Annotated in this window: 17 protein-coding genes and 2 tRNA genes; 17 read left to right on the top strand and 2 right to left on the bottom strand. The window is 58.8% G+C overall.

Annotation, left to right across the window (positions count from 1 at the left end; translation table 11 throughout):
* Nucleotides 1-2: 2 nt before the first annotated feature.
* The 12 genes from dapF to ACZ46D_RS10915 all read left to right on the top strand — a co-directional run bounded on the left by dapF (nt 3) and on the right by ACZ46D_RS10915 (nt 10,378).
* The gene (gene dapF, locus ACZ46D_RS10970) at nt 3-839 is read left to right on the top strand and encodes a diaminopimelate epimerase (RefSeq protein WP_464927474.1); all 837 of its coding nucleotides are present in this window, start codon (nt 3-5) and stop codon (nt 837-839) included.
* A 46-nt stretch (nt 840-885) separates the two neighbouring features.
* A complete protein-coding gene (gene dapA, locus ACZ46D_RS10965; RefSeq protein WP_464927473.1) occupies nt 886-1,767 on the top strand; it encodes a 4-hydroxy-tetrahydrodipicolinate synthase in 882 nt (293 codons plus the stop codon).
* Between the two features lie 12 nt (nt 1,768-1,779).
* Complete coding sequence (dapB, locus tag ACZ46D_RS10960) at nt 1,780-2,589, top strand: 4-hydroxy-tetrahydrodipicolinate reductase (RefSeq protein WP_464927472.1); 810 nt, start codon at nt 1,780-1,782, stop codon at nt 2,587-2,589.
* A 70-nt stretch (nt 2,590-2,659) separates the two neighbouring features.
* On the top strand, nt 2,660-3,178 hold the full coding sequence (gene folK, locus ACZ46D_RS10955) for a 2-amino-4-hydroxy-6-hydroxymethyldihydropteridine diphosphokinase (protein ID WP_464927471.1): 519 nt from the start codon (nt 2,660-2,662) through the stop codon (nt 3,176-3,178).
* Entirely contained in the window at nt 3,171-3,452 is a 282-nt protein-coding gene (locus tag ACZ46D_RS10950) for a hypothetical protein (protein WP_464927470.1), read from the top strand. The genes folK and ACZ46D_RS10950 overlap by 8 nt, the downstream gene beginning before the upstream one ends.
* Nucleotides 3,453-3,485: 33 nt before the next feature.
* The gene (fsa, locus tag ACZ46D_RS10945) at nt 3,486-4,133 is read left to right on the top strand and encodes a fructose-6-phosphate aldolase (protein WP_464927469.1); all 648 of its coding nucleotides are present in this window, start codon (nt 3,486-3,488) and stop codon (nt 4,131-4,133) included.
* Between the two features lie 40 nt (nt 4,134-4,173).
* Nucleotides 4,174-4,845 (top strand): transglycosylase SLT domain-containing protein, encoded by a 672-nt coding sequence (locus ACZ46D_RS10940; protein WP_464927468.1) that lies wholly within the window; start codon nt 4,174-4,176, stop codon nt 4,843-4,845.
* 4 nt (nt 4,846-4,849) lie between these two features.
* Nucleotides 4,850-5,419 (top strand): CDP-diacylglycerol--glycerol-3-phosphate 3-phosphatidyltransferase, encoded by a 570-nt coding sequence (gene pgsA, locus ACZ46D_RS10935; RefSeq protein WP_464927467.1) that lies wholly within the window; start codon nt 4,850-4,852, stop codon nt 5,417-5,419.
* 98 nt (nt 5,420-5,517) lie between these two features.
* Nucleotides 5,518-5,604, top strand: a tRNA-Leu gene (locus ACZ46D_RS10930).
* Nucleotides 5,605-5,773: 169 nt separating this feature from the next.
* Nucleotides 5,774-8,314 (top strand): LytS/YhcK type 5TM receptor domain-containing protein, encoded by a 2,541-nt coding sequence (locus ACZ46D_RS10925; RefSeq protein WP_464927466.1) that lies wholly within the window; start codon nt 5,774-5,776, stop codon nt 8,312-8,314.
* 142 nt (nt 8,315-8,456) lie between these two features.
* The gene (locus ACZ46D_RS10920; protein ID WP_464927465.1) at nt 8,457-8,960 is read left to right on the top strand and encodes a hypothetical protein; all 504 of its coding nucleotides are present in this window, start codon (nt 8,457-8,459) and stop codon (nt 8,958-8,960) included.
* A gap of 98 nt (nt 8,961-9,058) precedes the next feature.
* Entirely contained in the window at nt 9,059-10,378 is a 1,320-nt protein-coding gene (locus ACZ46D_RS10915; RefSeq protein ID WP_464927464.1) for an amidohydrolase, read from the top strand.
* A gap of 178 nt (nt 10,379-10,556) precedes the next feature.
* Here the strand turns inward: ACZ46D_RS10915 and ACZ46D_RS10910 are convergent, their stop codons facing one another.
* Together ACZ46D_RS10910 and ACZ46D_RS10905 are read right to left on the bottom strand one after the other, a co-directional pair.
* Nucleotides 10,557-11,177, bottom strand: a complete 621-nt coding sequence (locus ACZ46D_RS10910) for a protein-L-isoaspartate(D-aspartate) O-methyltransferase (protein ID WP_464927463.1) — start codon at nt 11,175-11,177, stop codon at nt 10,557-10,559.
* 25 nt (nt 11,178-11,202) lie between these two features.
* Nucleotides 11,203-11,595 (bottom strand): hypothetical protein, encoded by a 393-nt coding sequence (locus ACZ46D_RS10905; RefSeq protein WP_464927462.1) that lies wholly within the window; start codon nt 11,593-11,595, stop codon nt 11,203-11,205.
* A gap of 258 nt (nt 11,596-11,853) precedes the next feature.
* On the opposite strand from ACZ46D_RS10905, the gene ACZ46D_RS10900 reads away from it, so the two are divergent.
* From ACZ46D_RS10900 to ACZ46D_RS10880, 5 genes are all read left to right on the top strand, one after another.
* Nucleotides 11,854-12,624: a hypothetical protein gene (locus ACZ46D_RS10900; protein ID WP_464927461.1), complete on the top strand. Its 771-nt coding sequence runs from the start codon at nt 11,854-11,856 to the stop codon at nt 12,622-12,624.
* A gap of 16 nt (nt 12,625-12,640) precedes the next feature.
* On the top strand, nt 12,641-13,105 hold the full coding sequence (locus tag ACZ46D_RS10895) for an RDD family protein (protein ID WP_464927460.1): 465 nt from the start codon (nt 12,641-12,643) through the stop codon (nt 13,103-13,105).
* A 49-nt stretch (nt 13,106-13,154) separates the two neighbouring features.
* Nucleotides 13,155-13,230, top strand: a tRNA-Phe gene (locus tag ACZ46D_RS10890).
* A gap of 218 nt (nt 13,231-13,448) precedes the next feature.
* A complete protein-coding gene (locus tag ACZ46D_RS10885) occupies nt 13,449-13,871 on the top strand; it encodes a hypothetical protein (RefSeq protein ID WP_464927459.1) in 423 nt (140 codons plus the stop codon).
* A gap of 211 nt (nt 13,872-14,082) precedes the next feature.
* The gene (locus ACZ46D_RS10880; RefSeq protein WP_464927458.1) at nt 14,083-15,312 is read left to right on the top strand and encodes an MFS transporter; all 1,230 of its coding nucleotides are present in this window, start codon (nt 14,083-14,085) and stop codon (nt 15,310-15,312) included.
* Nucleotides 15,313-15,315 lie beyond the last annotated feature (3 nt).

Raw genomic sequence — 15,315 nt, 5'->3', positions numbered from 1 at the left:
CCATGCAGTTTCCCATTGAGTTCACCAAGATGAGCGGGACCGGCAATGACTTCATCCTCATTGACCACCGCACTCCCTTTCTGAGCAGGGAAGAGATGCCTGCTTTTGCGAGGGCGGTTTGCGAACGGCGGGTTTCCGCAGGCGCGGATGGCCTGATCTTCATCGAAAAGAGCGAAAGTGCGGATTTCCGCTGGCAGTTCTTGAACGGTGACGGCAGCTGGGCTGAGATGTGCGGCAACGGCGCCCGCTGCGCCGCCCGCTATGCCCATGCCAAGGGCATAGCCCCGGCGCGGATGCGCTTTGAGACCGTGGCCGGACTCATCGAGGCCGAGGTGACGGGCCAGTCGGTCAAGCTCAGGATGACCGCGCCCACCGGTCTGCGGCTGCAGGAGAAGCTCCTGGTCAACGGAGAGGAGCAGGTGGTGCATAGCCTCAACACCGGGGTGCCCCACGCCGTGCTCTTCCTGGAGGACATCCACCAGGCTCCGGTGCTGGAGATGGGAAGGGCTCTCCGTTTCCACGAGCATTTCCAGCCGGCCGGGACCAATGTCAATTTCGTGCAGCAGCTGGGTGGCAACGGACTGATCGTCCGCACCTATGAGCGCGGGGTCGAAGGGGAAACCCTGGCCTGCGGCACCGGGGCCGTGGCCGCCGCCATCATCGCCGGGCTTCTTGGGCAGACACAGCCGCCGGTGGCGGTTACCACCTCGGGGGGTGAGCAGCTGACCATTCATTACACCCTTGCCGGCCAAGAGATTGCCGACGTCTTTCTGGAAGGACCGGCCCATTTTATCTACGAAGGTCAGCTGCACAGAGAAGCAATACGGACGAAATCGTAAGGGATCAATCCCTTTTTTGCCTTTGAGAGACACACAGGAGGAAGTTATGAGCAAGTTTCGCGGAGCCTTTGTCGCCATCGTCACCCCTTTCATCGATGGCAAGCTCGACGAGCAGGGGTTGCAGGATCTCATCGAGTTCCAGATCGCCGGCGGTACACACGGCATTGTTCCCTGCGGCACCACCGGCGAATCCGCCACCATGAGCCATGCCGAGCACCATCGGGTGGTGGAGCTGACCGTCAAGACCGTGGCCGGCCGGGTGCCGGTGCTGGCCGGGACCGGCTCGAACTCCACCAGTGAATCCATCGAGTTGACCCGCGCGGCCAAGGCGGCCGGCGCGGATGGCGCCCTGATGATCACCCCCTACTACAACAAGCCGTCCCAGGAGGGGCTCTTCCAGCATTTCAAGGCGGTGGCCGAGGCGGTGGATATCCCCATCATCCTCTACAACGTACCGAGCCGGACCGCGGTGAACATGCTGCCCGAGACCGTGGCCCGCTGCGCCCAGATCAAAAACATCGTGGGGGTCAAGGAGGCCACCGCCGATCTCAACCAGATCAGCCAGGTCATCCGCCTCTGCTCCAAGGATTTCGCGGTCATGTCCGGGGATGATTTCACCTCCATGCCCACCGTGATGATCGGCGGCACCGGGGTCATCTCCGTCACCTCCAATGTGGCGCCCAAGGACATGGCCGCCATGATGGACGCCGCCCTGGCCGGGGATATCGCCAAGGCCCAGGAGCTGCACTACAAGCTGCTCCCCTTGATGCAGGCGATGTTCATCGACACCAATCCGGTGCCGGCCAAGACCTCCCTGGCCATGATGGGCAAGATCAAGTCCGGCTTGCCGCGCCTGCCCCTGTACAAGATGAACGAGGGGAACGAGGAGAAGTTGAAGAAGGTTCTTGCCGCTTACGGGCTGGTATAAGGAGAAGATCATATGACCAAGGTTATTGTCGCCGGGGCCGCCGGCCGAATGGGCCGCCGGATCAGTTATATGGTGCACCAGCAGGAAGGGTTGACCCTGGCCGGAGGTTTTGAACGGCCCGACGGCCCGGAGCTCGGCAAGGATCTCGGCGAGCTGGCCGGGATGGGTACCCTGGGTGTGCGGGTGGCGGACAGCTTTGAGGCGGTCATGGACCAAGGCGAGGTGGTTATTGATTTTACCTTCCACGAGGCCACCATGGCCCTGGCCCGCAAGGCAGCCAAGGCGAAAAAGGCCATGGTCATCGGGACCACGGGACTCAGCCCCGATAATCTGGCCGAACTGGCCGAATTGAGCAAAAATTTTCCCTGCGTCCAGTCGCCCAACATGGCGGTGGGCGTCAACGTCCTGTTCAAGATCGCCCGGAAGATGGCAGCCCTGTTGGGCGATGCCTACGATATCGAGATCATTGAGGCGCACCACCGGATGAAAAAGGACGCGCCCAGCGGCACGGCCCTGAAGCTGGGGGAGATGGTGGCGGAAGGCGTGCACCGCAACCTGGCCGAAGTGGGGGTCTATTCCCGCCACGGCATGATCGGCGAGCGCACCGACAAGGAGATCGGCATCCAGACCATTCGGGCCGGGGACATCGTGGGCGAGCACACCGTCTATTTTGCCGGGGCAGGGGAGAGGCTGGAACTCACCCACCGGGCCCACAGCCGGGACAACTTCGCCCGGGGCGCGGCCCTTGCCGCCGCCTGGGTGGTGGGCAAGCCCAACGGCCTCTACACCATGTTCGACGTGCTGGGCTTGCAGGATATTTAGGCGCCGTAACGCAAGAATCATGATTATTTCGTTACGCGGCTCTTTATGCCGACCAATGGCGACTTCGTAGGTGGGAAACCAGCAGCAATGTTTTATCGGGCTGGGCTCCAATCTCGGCGACGGCCAGGCCAATCTGCTCGATGCCTGGCAGCGATTGGGCCAGGTGCCAGGCATTAGCCTGATCCGGCTCTCCAGCCCATACCGAACAGAGCCCGTCGGCCTGGCCACGGAACACTGGTTCACCAATGCCGTGGGCGAGATTACCACCACCCTGTCGCCGGCAGCATTGCTGGCAGCCATGCTTGCCATTGAGGCAGATCTGGGCCGGGATCGAACCCTGACCAGGGACAGACCCGTTGATCTGGACCTGCTTTATTATGGAGACCTGATGATAGATAGCCAAGTGCTGACCGTTCCCCATCCCCAGATCGCCAACCGGCTTTTCGTGCTGGCGCCGCTGGCGGAACTGGCGCCGGAGCATGTGCATCCGATCCTCGGCCGGACGAGCCTGGAATTTTGCGACGAACTCCGGGCGCAGGCAGGGGTGGAGCGACAGGAGTGGCGAGACAGGGAACGATTCGATGGTTAAGCTTTTCATCTACGCGGTTTTTCTCTATGTTGTGTACCGGTTGTTGACAGGGGGCAGGAAAAAAAAGCCTGTCGGCACCAACCGGCAGGGGGCAACTCCAGGCGAGCTGGCCGCCCATGATGAGCTGGTGGAAGACCCGGTCTGCCATATCTATATTCCCAAAAGACAGGCAATTGTGTTACATGATAGTGATACAGTTGTATTTTTTTGCAGTGAGCAATGCCGGAAGATGTATTGTGATGCCCATAAAACAGATCGGCAGGAGAACGGCTGAGCCGTCTTTCTTGCCCTTACCAGGAGAGAATAGATGAAGTTTTTTATTGATACCGCCAACCTTGAAGAAATCAAAAAAGCCGTGGACATGGGTATGGTGGATGGAGTCACCACCAACCCCTCGTTGATCGCCAGGGAGAATAAGCCGTTTGTTGAGATCATCAAGGATATCTGCAAGATAGTTGATGGCCCGATCAGCGCCGAGGTGATCGCGCTCGACGCCGAGGGCATGGTCCGAGAGGGCCGCGAGCTGGCCGCCATCCACGAGAACATTGTGATCAAGATCCCCATGACCACCGAAGGCCTCAAGGCGGTCAAGACGCTTGCCGATGAAAAGATCAGAACCAATGTGACCCTGATCTTTTCCGCCAGCCAGGCCCTGATGGCCGCCAAGGCTGGGGCCAGCTATGCGAGCCCCTTTGTCGGCCGGCTGGACGATATCTCCCAGAACGGCATGGATCTGATCAGCGACATCATGAACATCTATGACAACTACGGCTATGCCACCGAGGTGATCGTCGCCAGCATCCGCAATCCCATCCATGTGGTGGACGCGGCCCTGTTGGGCGCCCACATCGCCACGATCCCCTTCAAGGTTATTGCCCAGCTTGCCCGGCATCCGCTCACCGATCTCGGCATGGAACAATTTTTGGCTGACTGGGAAAAAAGAACAAAAGCGTAGTATACTGTTGTTGCAGGCGCATCTGCCCGGAGACAAAAACATGGCGCAGACACGGAAAACCCACAGAGACAAAGGGAAAACCAGGGCACGGGTGACAGGGCAAATCCTGACCATGCTGATCTGGGCATTACTGCTGGCGCCGGATGGCGCGCAGGCGGCGATCTACACCTTTGTCGATGCCCAGGGCACCGTGCATTTCACCAATGTGCCCAACGATCCCCGCTACAAGCTCGGAGTGATCCGGCCGCAGTTTCGGGGAGGCAGCAGGGCGTCGCGGGCCGGTGATCCGCGCCTTTATGAAGAGCATATCCAGAGGGCGGCCAACCGGTACGAGATGGACCCCCTGTTGATCAAGGCGGTGATCAAGACCGAATCCAACTTTGACTGCCAGGCGGTTTCTCCCAAAGGAGCCCAGGGCCTCATGCAGCTGATGCCGGGAACCGCCGCCGACTTGAATGTCTGGAACCCTTTCGACCCCAAGGAGAATATCTTTGGCGGCACCAATTACCTGCGCCAGATGATGGCCCGCTTCGGCGGCAACCTCAGGCTGGCCCTGGCCGCATACAATGCCGGGCCGGGCAAGGTTGAGGCGGCCCAGGGCATTCCCTTGATCCCAGAAACCCAGCAGTATGTGAGCACGGTTCTTCAGCACTACCGACAAATGACAGCCGCGGCGTCCCCGTCTTCCCGCTGGTTGGGGGCGGCCAACTAAACCCATGTCCCGACACGCGATCCTCACCGTTCCCAACCTGCTCACCGGATACCGCTTTGTGGCGGCGCCGGTTCTCCTCTTTTTTCTCTATCCCCAGTCCAGCGTCGGGATCAGTCTGTTCGCCTTTTTTCTTTTCCTGACCGGCGTCCTGACCGATCTCGCGGACGGCTATTACGCCCGCAAGCATAAGATCGAAACGGTCCTGGGTAAATTGATGGATCCGGTGGCCGACAAGGTGCTGGTCTGCGTGGCCCTGGTCATGTTGATCCCCATGGATAAGATCCCCGCCTGGCTGGTATTTATCATCCTGGCCAGGGAGCTGGTGATCACCGGGCTCCGCGGCGTGGCCGCCTCCTCGGGCATCGTGATCGCGGCCAGCGGCATGGGCAAACTCAAGAGCATTCTGCAGTACACCGCGCTCTGCATCCTAATTTTCCCCCTGGGAGTCGTACCCATTCCTTTCCTGCACGAACTGGGCAAGGCTATCCTCTATGTTTCCGCAGTCATGACGGTCTGGTCGGGGGTGGATTACTTCTACCGGTTCCAAAAGATTTTCCTGGGAACCAGCCACTGAAACAACAGGGAAGCGCACTGTTCTTTAGACCTTGACAGGGATCGGCAAGGCTTCTATAGTGTTCGTCCGTGCGGCCCTTCGGGCCGCATCGCCATTCAGCCGGAGTGGTGAAACTGGTAGACGCACGGGACTCAAAATCCCGCGGGGGCAACTCCATGTCGGTTCGATTCCGACCTCCGGCACCATATATGACAAGGGTTTTCAGGTTTTTGCCTGAAAACCCTTTTTTTATGCCGCGGGCTGTTCTTTGGCAAAATGTGATATAAATAAGGAATGATGGTATTGGGATGAGCAAAAATCATGTCTCGGTCTTTGGCTCATCTGGTCTCTAAAAATGGCGAGGAATGACCACGCATGCTTAACAATGCCTTTCCCGCACTCATCCAGAACGCCGCCCTGCTCCTGGCCATGGCCTTCGCCTATGACCTGATCACCAATCGCTACCGGTTGCAAAAGCCCGGCCTGCTCGTGCAACTGTCCGTCGGGGTGGCCCTCGGTGTCCTTTGCATCATCATCATGCTCTCTTCTTGGCGCTATGTAACCGGGATCGTGTTCGATACCCGTTCGGTGCTCCTTGGGGTGGCAGGCCTGTTTTTCGGGGTGGTGCCAACCGTCGTGGCCATGGCGATGGCGGCCGCCTTTCGCCTCTCCCTGGGCGGGGCGGCGACTTGGGTCGGGGTTGGGGTAATATTGGCCTCCGGCACCTTGGGTCTCGTCTGGCACCATTTTCGTGGTCAGAAAGCGGAGGAATTTTCCTGGCGCGAACTCTACCTGTTTGGCCTTCTCGTCCATGTGGTCATGCTGGCGCTGATGTTCATCCTGCCTTGGGCTACGGCCCTGTCGGTGCTTGCGCAAATCAGCCTGCCGGTACTGACGATCTACCCCCTGGCCACGGCTTTGCTGGGCTCGCTGATGGTCAACCGGCTGCGGCGGGAGGATTTCAGCACCCAACTGCAAACCAGCGAGGAAAGGCTGCGTTTGGCGCTTATGGCCGCCAATCAGGGGCTCTACGATCTCAATGTCCAAACCGGTGAGGCCAAGGTCAGTCCGGAATATGCCACCATGCTCGGGTACGATCCGGCCGAATTCCAGGAGACCAACGCCAAATGGATTGAACGGTTGCACCCCGATGACCACGCCCCCGTGGCGGCTGCCTATCGGGACTATATCGCCGGGAAGATCCCCGAGTATCGCGTGGAGTTCCGGCAACGAACCAAAGCGGGCGAGTGGAAATGGATCCTCTCCCTCGGCAAGGTGGTGGAATACGATGCCGCCGGTCGTCCCTTGCGGATGCTCGGAACCCACACCGACATCACCGAACGCAAACAGACCGAGGTGACGCTCGGGGAAAGCGAACAACGCTTCCGCTCACTGCTTGAGGATGTTCCCAATATCGCGGTGCAGGGATATGACCGGCAACGCCGCGTCGTTTTTTGGAACACGGCCAGCGCGACCCTGTATGGTTTTTCGCGGGAAGAGGCGTTGGGCCGACAGCTCGAAGAGTTGATCATCCCGCCGGAGATGCGGCAAGGGGTCATTGATGCGGTCAACAGCTGGCTGAACCAAGGAACCCCGATTCCAGCCGGAGAATTAGTGCTGCAAGGAAAGGGCGGCCGGCCCGTCCACGTTTTTTCAAGCCATGTGATGCAAATAAACATCCACGGTGAACCCGAGATGTACTGCATTGATATTGATATCGCCGAGCGCAAGCGGAACGAAGAAGAAAAGGAGAAACTGCAAGCCCAGCTGCTCCAAGCCCAAAAAATGGAGTCGGTGGGCAGGCTTGCCGGCGGGGTGGCCCATGACTTCAATAACATGCTCCAGACGATTCTCGGGTACAGCGACCTCTCTCTCGCCCAGATTGAGGTAACAAGCCCCGTGCATGAGGGACTTTTAGAAATTCGCAAGGCGGCCATGCGCTCCGCCGATCTCACCCGCCAGCTCCTCGCCTTTGCCCGCAAGCAGACGGCGAGCCCCAAGATCCTCGATTTAAACGACACCGTCTCGGGTATGTTGAAAATGCTCCAGCGGCTCATCGGCGAAGATATCGACCTTGCCTGGCTGCCGGGACACTCCCTGTGGCCCGTGAAAATCGACCCTTCCCAGCTCGATCAGATCCTGGCCAACCTGGCGGTCAACGCCCGCGACGCCATTGCCGACACCGGCAAGATCACCATCGAAACGGGAAATATTTCGCTGGATACAGCCTATTGCGCCGATCACCCGGAGTCCCTTCCCGGCGAATATGTCCTGCTGGTGGTGAGCGACAATGGCTGCGGCATGGACAAGGAAACCCTGATCCATATCTTCGAACCCTTCTTCACCACCAAGGAACAGGGCAAGGGCACCGGCCTGGGGCTGGCCACCGTGTATGGCATCGTCCGGCAGAACAACGGCTTTGTCAACGTGTACAGCGAGCTCGGCCAGGGCACCAGCTTCAGCATCTATCTGCCCAGCTTCGCCAATGAAACGGTGACGGCGGAGACCAGCCGGACGGAAGAACCCGCAGGCGGCACGGAAACGGTGTTGCTGGTGGAAGACGATGCCTCCATCCTGACTCTCGGCAAGACAATACTCCAACGCCTGGGCTATACGGTGCTTGCCGCCAACACGCCGATGATGGCGATTCAGCTGACCCAGGAGCACGCCGGGGAAATCCACCTGCTCATAACCGATGTGGTGATGCCCGAGATGAACGGCCGGGAGTTGGTGCAGCGGCTCTCTTCTCTGCGGCCGGCGATGCAATGCCTCTATATGTCGGGCTACACCGCGGAGGTCATTGCCCATCACGGGGTGCTGGAACCGGGCATCCATTTTATCCAGAAGCCTTTTTCCATAAGTGACCTGGCCCTCGCGGTTCGGGAAACACTGCGGGATAACAAAAAGAATCCGTAATAAGTCCAGGAAGGAAGGGGAAATCTGCTTCGTCCCCTTCCTTCCTGCGGGGCGACATGATAGAATTTTCCGGGTTAGTGAAAAACCGGACGATGGGAAAAAAGCTTTTTCCGGTTACAACCGACACCATGAGGGCAAAAACATGGCAGAGGAACACGCGCAAAAGGTTTTTGTGAAAGAGGACAGCAGCGCGTTAATACGCTGCGAAGCCTGCGGGCTGGTGGAAACGGTGCGCATGCAGGATCTTGCCTCCCTCGCACCAGTGGTCCGGATTCGCTGCGCCTGCGCCGCTGTTTTTCCAGTGCGGTTCGAGTACCGGAAGTTTTACCGCAAGGCCACCAATCTTGAGGGAACCTACCATGTGCTTTTCGATGAGAGGGATATTCCCGACCTCTCCCTGACCAAAAAAACAATAAACTGCCGGATTGACAATCTCTCCATGCATGGCGCCGGATTCTCGGCCCTGGGCCGACACAGGATCGAGAAGCATGCCCGGCTCATCTTGGGCTTTACCCTTGATAATCCAAAGAAAACCTGGATAGAAAAAATCGGGGTGGTACAACTCGTCGAAGGGTCTTACCTTGGGCTGCGGTTTGACGAGCCAGCCAGCACCGAGAGGGAACTGGGTTTTTATTTGATGCCATAGCCTTTTTTCCGGGGCAAGGCCTCTTCGCCTTGCCTTTTGCCTGGCGCCCTGGACATCTTCCCTTTTTATCATTTTGACCATTGGGAGGGCGCACCTCTGTGTTGAACCATGATCTCCTCATAACCAATGCCACGCTCCTGGCGAATCCGGAGGACGGACATTTGCAGGAGGCAGCCTATCTTGCCGTGGCCGCTGGGGCCATTGTCGGGATTGGCGCCATGGCCGACCTGCCCGTAGGACCCCAGGCGGATAGAATCATTGACGCCGCGGGCAATCTGGTTATGCCGGGGCTGATCAATTGTCACGGTCATGGGGCCATGACCCTGTTTAGGGGGTTGGCCGATGATCTGCCGCTCATGACCTGGCTTACCGAGCATGTCTTCCCAGCCGAGGCGCGGCTGGTCGATGCGGAAATGGTGTATTGGTGCAGCAAGCTTGCCGCCGCCGAGATGATCATGGGCGGTACCACCACGGTGGCGGACGCCTATTTTTATGAAGATGCGGCGGCACAAGCCTTTTGCGAGGCAGGTCTGCGCACGGTGGCGGCCCAGGGCATCATCGATTTCCCGGCGCCCGGCGTTCCGGACCCGACCCAAAACATTGCGGCAGCGGCGGATTTTCTCTCCACCTGGCAGGGAAAAAACCCCCTGCTCACCCCCGCCCTGTTCTGCCATTCCCCCTATACTTGCAGCCCGGATACCCTGCAACGCGCCAAGAACCTGGCCCGCAAAGCCGGAAGCCTTCTTTTCCTCCATCTGGCCGAAACCAGGGAGGAGGTCAAACAGCTCAAGGAACAACACGGCTGCACCCCGGTGGCCCTGCTCCATGGTCTTGGGGTGCTGGATGAAAAAACGGTCTGCGTGCACTGTGTCTGGCTGGAAGAGGAGGATATCGCACTGCTGCGGGAGAGCGGGACCAAGGTGGTCACCTGTCCGGAGAGCAACATGAAGCTCGGCGCGGGCATCGCCCCCCTGGCGGAACTGCTCGCAGCCGGGGTGGAGGTGGGGCTGGGCACGGACGGTTGCGCCAGTAATAACGATCTGGATCTTTTCCAGGAGATGGCAAGTTGTGCCAGGCTGCACAAGGTGGCCGTCCACGACCCCACCCGCCTGCCCGCCACCACCCTGCTGGGCATGGCCACGGTAGGGGGTGCCGGGGTTCTCGGTCTGGCCCACCAAGCCGGCCGTCTGGCCGTGGGGCTGCGGGCGGACTGTCTCATCATCGACCGCAGGCAACCCCACCTGATACCCTTTCATAATCCGGAGACTTTGGTCTATGCGGGAAGGGGCAGCGATGTCGCCACCGTGCTCATTGACGGCAGGGTGGTCATGGAGGAGCGGCGGTTTCGCGCCTTTGATCTGACGGAAACCCTGGGTGAAGTACGACGTTTAGCCAAACGGGTGCGGGCAGGGGAGTGAAAGGGTGAGTGGCGTGAACCAAAATCAGGAACAGACTCCGGTAGCTTGAAAAATGCAACCCCCAGAGTAATCGGCCACAGGGTGCCGCAGATGCGCGACAGAGGTCTGAGAGCTATACCTTGGTATGCGAACAGGCCGATAACAAAGCAGATGCGGTGCCCTGTGACCGATTACAGGTTTAGGCCGCCTTCCAGCCGTGGGTGCCGACCAGCTTGACAAAGCGGACGCTTTCCACCTCGGTGGTTGTCACCACTCCCCCTTCTTTTCTGACCACCATGAGGGTCTGGCCTTCCAGATCACCACCCACCGGCAGAACCATGACGCCGGGGTCTGCCAACTGATCGACCAAAGGCTGCGGAATCCCCGGTCCGGCCGCGGTGACGATGATCGCCGCAAAGGGAGCATTGTCCGGCCAGCCTTCGGTGCCGTCCGCGACCTTGCTCATGATGTTGTAAATCTGGAGCTGGTCAAAGGTTCGCCGGGCGCGGGCCAGAAGGGGTTTGAGTCGTTCAACCGTGTAGACCCGTTCGCAGAGTGCGGCAAGAATAGCGGACTGGTAGCCGCAGCCGGTGCCGATTTCCAGCACCTTCTCCTGCCCGGTGAGCTGGAGCAGCTGGGTCATGAGGGCCACCACATAGGGCTGGGAGATGGTCTGACCATGGCCGATGGGCAGGGGAAAATCGCCATAGGCCTGGGCGTGCAGGGCGTCGGCGACAAAAAGATGCCGGGGTACCACCTCCATGGCGTGGAGCACCGCCGGATCTTCAATGCCTCTGGGGAGCAGTTGCTCCTCAACCATGCGGGTCCGGAATTTTTCGTACTTGTTACTCCGCACGCGGCCCACTGATGGTAGCACCGCTTTTTTTGAGTTCCTCTTCGCTATAGGCACGATAGAGGCAGGTGGAAACAGTGTCCCCGGCAAAGGTTATGGTCACCACATCATAATTTTCCGAACCCACCTTTTCCCCGATATAGGGGGTTTTCCGCAGGAAGCTTTTTTTCACCTCACGGTAGATCCAGATCTCGCCCTGCTCCCCCTTTTGTTTTTCATCAGGAGCGCCAAGGGTGGCAAGAACCTCCTGCTGGGTAAGGTTGGGTGTAATCAGGCAAATATCCGAAGAAAGATGGCGCACCGGATCACGGTAAAAACAACCTGTGGCGGCAAGAGCAAGCAGGCACAGGCACACGACAAAACGCGGGGGGAAGGAAAATCTCATTTTTCTCTCCTCTGAGAAAAGGGTTTGGCGCAAACGCTTGGGCAGGGGAAAGGTACCGCGATTCGCCGTATTTTGCAAGAAACCGTGCACCGGGTTTCTCCGGGCGGGCAAACTGCGGTTGCTTTTTTGCTACGGATACAGGAGAATGTCTTGACCATCTGTGAAGATATATAATAAAGTTGTAGTGTTATCCATACTTTTTTTCTTGACGGACCAGAGGTTTGAGCGCCGGCCCCACTGTGCGAAGGGAGATCCACCATGCGTTGCCCGAAATGCGGCTATATCTCGTTTGACCGGCAAAGATCCTGCGGCAAGTGCAGCAATGACTTAACCGCCGTGGCTGAGCAGCTCAAAGGCACAGTGAGCAAGGCTCCAACGCCATTTTTCCTCGGCACGATCCTCGGGAAACAAGAACCATCCGCTGCCGAGCCTGGCCCTGCCCTCCACGAGGAAGAAGAGACCCTTGACCTGGACGAGCTGGAGGCCGATGCTCCGCCAGCGGACGAAGATGAGCTCGATTTCGCCGGGGCGCCGCTGGATGAGGGCGACCTGGAAGATCAGCCTCTGCCATCGCTTGGTCTCGAAGATATCGATGTTTCAGACCTTATACCGCCCCAGGAAGAGGAAGAAGAGCCTGTGTTGCACCTGGGAAATGAGCAGAAAGAAACGATCCTGACCCCAGCCCAGGGTGAGGAGGATTCCCTCATGGGCATTGAGCTTCCCAGCCTTGAGCATGATGCCCTCCTGGATGTTGACCAGCAAGAGAGCCCTTTTGACACCCTTGAATATTCGGCAACGAAGCCCACGGCCAATGCGGAGGATGATGAGATTATCGACCTCTCCTCCCTGATGAGTTTTGACGAAGCGCCGGCAAAACCGGCGGACAGGGAAGATGATCACGATATTCTTGAGCTTTCCCTCGAAGATGGCGAGAATGCCCCCCCCCCAGCCGATGCGCCCAAAAAACCCGCCAGCGCGGTGGCCGATATCCCTGATCTCGGCCTGACCCTGGAAAACGATGACCAGTAAGGGAATAGTCACACCCATGAAGGAGGAAACCTCCTCCCCGCCGCAATACGCCGGGTTTCTTGCCCGCGGCATGGCAATGGGGATCGATATTCTCCTGATCCACCTTCTCTATTTCGGTTGCCTGTGCGCGGTGGCCGTGGCCCTGTGGGCGTATTCCCCTCACTGGCTCGGTTTGATTCCCTCCCTTTTTTTTGGCCTTCTTCTGTTCCTCCTCACCTTTCCCCTGTTCACCGCCGTCTATTTTCTGGCGCTGCATGGCTGGCAGGGACAGACCCTCGGCAAGATGTTCATGGGCCTGCGAGTGGTGCGGGTTGACGGCGGGGAGGTGACCCCGGGCCTGGCCTTTCTGCGCTTTATCGGCTATGGCCTATCGATCCTGCCTTTGGGGCTTGGACTTTTCTGGAGTATTATCGACCGGGAAAAATGCGCGTGGCACGATCATCTGGCCGCCACCCGGGTGGTTATGAACGTGCGCTTGTGAAATAGGTTGACAAGCAGGCCAGATTTCAATATATGATAGCTACTTTTTTGCCGGGATAGCTCAGTCGGTAGAGCATCGGACTGAAAATCCGAGTGTCCCTGGTTCGAATCCTGGTCCCGGCACCAGTAAATCAAAGGCTTGCAAGGATTTTTCCTTGCAAGCCTTTTTTTTTGGCGCACCATTAACTCCGCAGTGAAGAGTCATGGACAGCGCCAGTAACCCCATGCTATAATTTTGTATTTGGTTGCCACGGAAGAGTCTGCGGTCCGCGCCGGGGAGGCGTTGCACCACAACGTGGCTATTGCCCGGCACCGGGAAAATACAGTATATGGGAGGCAAAGGGATGAAGAGATTGACGGTATTTGTGGGGATAATGCTGGTTGGTTTGCTTTTCATGCAGGGGCAAGCGCGGGCCGAAGGGGCGGTACAAGATCTGACTGGTTTCTGGTCGCTGCATTTCAGCAGCGGCGGCACCGGCTTCCTGACCCTGGTGAAAACGGGCGGCGATGGCCGCGAGAAGCCTTCCTACACGGGCAAATTGAAGCTGGAGGGCATGGGCGAGTTCCCGGTCTTCGGCAACCAGGCCCCGGATTATTTCAAACCTGGCAATGAGATTTTTTTCGGCATCGGGGATCGTAATTCCACGAAATTCATCCTCTTTACGGCTACCGGCTCGAACACAATGCCGGGCAGGCTCACCGGCACTGGCTGGGGGGAAGGTGTCATTACTGCACCCTTCAAAGGCGATGTCATCGCGAACCGGTAAATGCAACCGGTTGGCAAAATGGCCGCACGGAAAAAACTCCTCTGCCGTGCCCGGCTCCGCATCGTGGAGCAGATACGCCTCCTCGGCAAGGATACACCTACACCTTTAATTTTAGCGCGGTGCGGAAGGCGATGAAAGGCGCGGCCCTGGCAGCCGGGTATACCTTCCACTGGAAATTTTTTCTCTAGCCTACGGCCAAGCGATCTCCCCCATGACACCCAAAGCCCGCCAAATCTTCAGCCTGCCGGTCATCGTCGCCGCCCTGGGCTATTTCGTTGACATCTACGACCTGGTGCTCTTCAGCATCGTCAGGGTGCCGAGCCTCAAGGCCCTGGGGTTTTCCGGCCAGGCGCTGATCGATAATGGCGTCTTTCTCCTGAACATGCAGATGGCCGGGATGCTGGTCGGTGGGATTCTCTGGGGTATTTTGGGCGACCGCAAGGGGCGGCTGACGATCATGTTCGCCTCGATCTTTATCTACTCCCTTGCCAACCTGGCCAATGGTCTGGCCACCTCGCTGCCGGCCTACGCGGCGCTGCGTTTCATCGCCGGCATCGGCCTGGCCGGGGAGCTGGGCGCGGGCATCACCCTGGTCTCCGAGATCCTGCACAAAAGCATCCGGGGATACGGCACCATGCTGGTTGCCTCGGTGGGTGTCTCCGGGGCCATCCTGGCCAATCTGGTGGCCTCCACCTTTGACTGGCGCACGGCCTTTGTTATCGGCGGGGTGCTGGGGCTACTCCTGCTCGTCACCCGAATCAGGGTGGCCGAATCGGGGATGTTTAAGGCCATGGATGACCGGGCCGGGGTCCGGAGGGGTAACTTCCTGGCCCTGTTCACCGATTGGCCGCGCTTCCGCCGCTATCTCAACTCCATTATGATCGGCATCCCCATCTGGTTCGTGGTCGGGGTCCTGATCACCTTTTCGCCGGAGTTTGCGATTTCGCTCAACATCACCGGACCGGTCTCGGCCGGGAATGCCGTGATGTTCTGTTATCTGGGCTTGATCTTCGGAGATTTTTCCAGCGGATTTCTGAGCCAGCTTCTGCAAAGCCGGAAAAAAGCCATCGGCCTCTTCATGCTGTTGACCGTGGCGGGGATTACCCTTTATTTCCTGCAGGGCGGCCAAAGCCCCGCTTTTTTCTACGGGGTCTGCACCCTCCTCGGCTTTGCCGGGGGCTACTGGGCGATCTTCGTCACCGTGGCGGCGGAACAGTTCGGCACCAATCTGCGGGCCACGGTGGCCACCACGGTGCCCAACTTCGTGCGGGGCATGGTCGTGCCCATCACCACGGTTTTCCAGTTGGGCCGCAATTATCTCAGTCTGGAGTCCAGCGCCTTGGTAGTCGGAGCAGTATGCCTGGTTGCCGCCTTCCTTGCCCTGGCCGGGCTGGAGGAAACCTTTCACAAGGATCTGGATTATTTCGAGGAGTTTTTGTAATCG

Source organism: Thiovibrio sp. Mzg5 (genome assembly GCF_055379285.1).
This window is presented reverse-complemented; position numbering and strand designations above follow the sequence as displayed.

Excerpts from the sequence above, each read along its gene's own strand:
- dapF (WP_464927474.1), top strand. The coding sequence starts at position 3 with ATGCAGTTTCCCATTGAGTTCACCAAGATGAGCGGGACCGGCAATGAC.
- dapA (WP_464927473.1), top strand. The coding sequence starts at position 886 with ATGAGCAAGTTTCGCGGAGCCTTTGTCGCCATCGTCACCCCTTTCATC.
- dapB (WP_464927472.1), top strand. The coding sequence starts at position 1,780 with ATGACCAAGGTTATTGTCGCCGGGGCCGCCGGCCGAATGGGCCGCCGG.
- ACZ46D_RS10950 (WP_464927470.1), top strand. The coding sequence starts at position 3,171 with ATGGTTAAGCTTTTCATCTACGCGGTTTTTCTCTATGTTGTGTACCGG.
- fsa (WP_464927469.1), top strand. The coding sequence starts at position 3,486 with ATGAAGTTTTTTATTGATACCGCCAACCTTGAAGAAATCAAAAAAGCC.
- ACZ46D_RS10940 (WP_464927468.1), top strand. The coding sequence starts at position 4,174 with ATGGCGCAGACACGGAAAACCCACAGAGACAAAGGGAAAACCAGGGCA.
- pgsA (WP_464927467.1), top strand. The coding sequence starts at position 4,850 with ATGTCCCGACACGCGATCCTCACCGTTCCCAACCTGCTCACCGGATAC.
- ACZ46D_RS10925 (WP_464927466.1), top strand. The coding sequence starts at position 5,774 with ATGCTTAACAATGCCTTTCCCGCACTCATCCAGAACGCCGCCCTGCTC.
- ACZ46D_RS10920 (WP_464927465.1), top strand. The coding sequence starts at position 8,457 with ATGGCAGAGGAACACGCGCAAAAGGTTTTTGTGAAAGAGGACAGCAGC.
- ACZ46D_RS10910 (WP_464927463.1), bottom strand. The coding sequence starts at position 11,177 with ATGGTTGAGGAGCAACTGCTCCCCAGAGGCATTGAAGATCCGGCGGTG.
- ACZ46D_RS10905 (WP_464927462.1), bottom strand. The coding sequence starts at position 11,595 with ATGAGATTTTCCTTCCCCCCGCGTTTTGTCGTGTGCCTGTGCCTGCTT.
- ACZ46D_RS10900 (WP_464927461.1), top strand. The coding sequence starts at position 11,854 with ATGCGTTGCCCGAAATGCGGCTATATCTCGTTTGACCGGCAAAGATCC.
- ACZ46D_RS10895 (WP_464927460.1), top strand. The coding sequence starts at position 12,641 with ATGAAGGAGGAAACCTCCTCCCCGCCGCAATACGCCGGGTTTCTTGCC.
- ACZ46D_RS10885 (WP_464927459.1), top strand. The coding sequence starts at position 13,449 with ATGAAGAGATTGACGGTATTTGTGGGGATAATGCTGGTTGGTTTGCTT.
- ACZ46D_RS10880 (WP_464927458.1), top strand. The coding sequence starts at position 14,083 with ATGACACCCAAAGCCCGCCAAATCTTCAGCCTGCCGGTCATCGTCGCC.